General features: G+C 50.4%; 1 protein-coding gene. It reads left to right on the plus strand.

All coding sequences use genetic code 11. The features are described from left to right. Positions 1 to 412: 412 nt before the first annotated feature. Entirely contained in the window at positions 413 to 1,723 is a 1,311-nt protein-coding gene (locus AN618_RS12300; RefSeq protein WP_066355631.1) for an ATP-binding protein, read from the plus strand. Positions 1,724 to 1,871 lie beyond the last annotated feature (148 nt).

Raw genomic sequence — 1,871 nt, forward strand, 5'->3', positions numbered from 1 at the left:
GGACGGGATGGAAGCGGCTGTGCAAGTATCTCCAAGGGCCGCTTAAGCGGCACCTGGAGTAGTCGGGACGGAAGTGACGGTCCCCTCCGGGAGGCCCTCCGGCAACGGGTCAAAAAGGGCCGCTCGCACCGGTGTAACCCGGCAGGTGCGCGCACCTGCCGCCAGGAAGCCCTACCCCTTTAGGGGTAGGGAGGAAGTCACACGGCCTTTAATTCAAGTCCGACAAAAGAAAGGGGTGATGGCATTAGAAATTAGACTGCACAAGGCTTTTAGCCTGTCGGACAAAAGAGAGCCTATCCCTTTGCAGGGGCTTAAGGTTAGTCCGACAAAAAGGGGTGAAAGAATGGTGAGAAATTAGGCGTTACAAGCCTTTAAGGCTGTCGGACAAAAGGATGAAAAGGAGAGGGATGTTATGCAAAGAGACCCGTTCACTAAAGCGATGGTGGTTTTGCAGTGGGCCTTGACGGCAGTTTCGGTGATATATCTGGTCAACTACGGCATCAGCAAAGCGCAGCCAAAAAGCTTTACCGACCTGCTCCTCGTGATGTTCGTCTATGCCCTTGCTGGCCTTCTTGCTTCCCCTATTGCCGGGCTGGCAGTTGCAAGCTATCTTTTTTATCACGCAGCGCTGTTGTTCAAAAACTCATGGTTTTACACGCTGTTAACAAAGCTCTGCGACATAGCAGAGCAAAACACCATCACGGCTATTGTCATGCTGCTCATCTTCACTGCACTCAGTATCGTTCTCCCTCTAACGGTGATAATTCTTTCCTTTATCCCTTTTCAGACCTTCTGGAAAAACCTAGACTATGCACTCTATCTTCTCTTACGCCCTTTTACGGCCTTAAAACGCAATAAACCCGAGCTGGTCCAACCTATCACATCGCAGAAAACCAGTTCAACGACGGAAGCTCGGTACTCAGTCGAAGCCCAGCCCAGGGTCCGAAACCTTCATGCCTTCGATCACCTCGTAGGGGTAGACCACGCAATAAGGGCGATAAAAGATGCTCTCGAAATCCCGCTTATGTATCCGGAAAAGGCACGAGAGTACGGTATAAAGCCGTCAAAAGGGATTCTGTTCTACGGTCCTCCCGGGACTGGTAAAACTTCACTGGCCCGTGCAACCGCAGAATACTTCGGCTGCTACTTCATCAGTGTAAAAGCCTCTGAACTGGTGGGGCCGTATCTGGGATCCAGCGAAGCCGCCGTTAAACAGCTCTTTGCCCAGGCAAGGGCCAATAAGCCCGCAATTATATTTTTCGACGAAATCGACGCTATAGGCCGCAGAAGGGACGGCTCGCACCTCAATAGGCCCAGCGATATCGTGTTGAACATCCTGCTTGCCGAAATGGACGGGTTTGAAAGAGACGAAGGGGTATTCGTCATAGGTGCAACGAACAGACTGGACGTGCTAGATGAAGCACTGCTCAGGCCCGGGAGGTTCGACAGCGTAATAGAAATACCGCTGCCGGATTTTGAAGCGCGTAAAAAGCTGTTCAGTGTTTATCTTAAAGGAAGGCCAATCAGCGATGAAGAATGCCTAGATGTTTTTGAGCTTGCTAAACTAACAGAAGGGATGTCACCCGCTCAAATAGAGGCGATATGCAAGAAGGCGGCACTCACCGCATTGAAACGGGAAATCGAAACCGGACACGGGCAAGGTATCAGGATGAGCGACCTGGTGGCTGCCGTCAATGAAGAGAAAGCACAAACCCGGGCATAGATTTGCCGGAATTTTTTTGCTAAAATGGAAAATAGAGCTAAGACCAAAGGAGGTTTGCAGCAGCTTCAAGAAACCCCACTGTAGTTGACTTTACTTAACTATTTTGCTACCATAAAAGCATGGAACTCTTATCCATTGGAGAAGCAGC

Source organism: Fervidicola ferrireducens, assembly GCF_001562425.1.
Taxonomy (GTDB): Bacteria; Bacillota; Thermosediminibacteria; order Thermosediminibacterales; family Thermosediminibacteraceae; genus Fervidicola; species Fervidicola ferrireducens.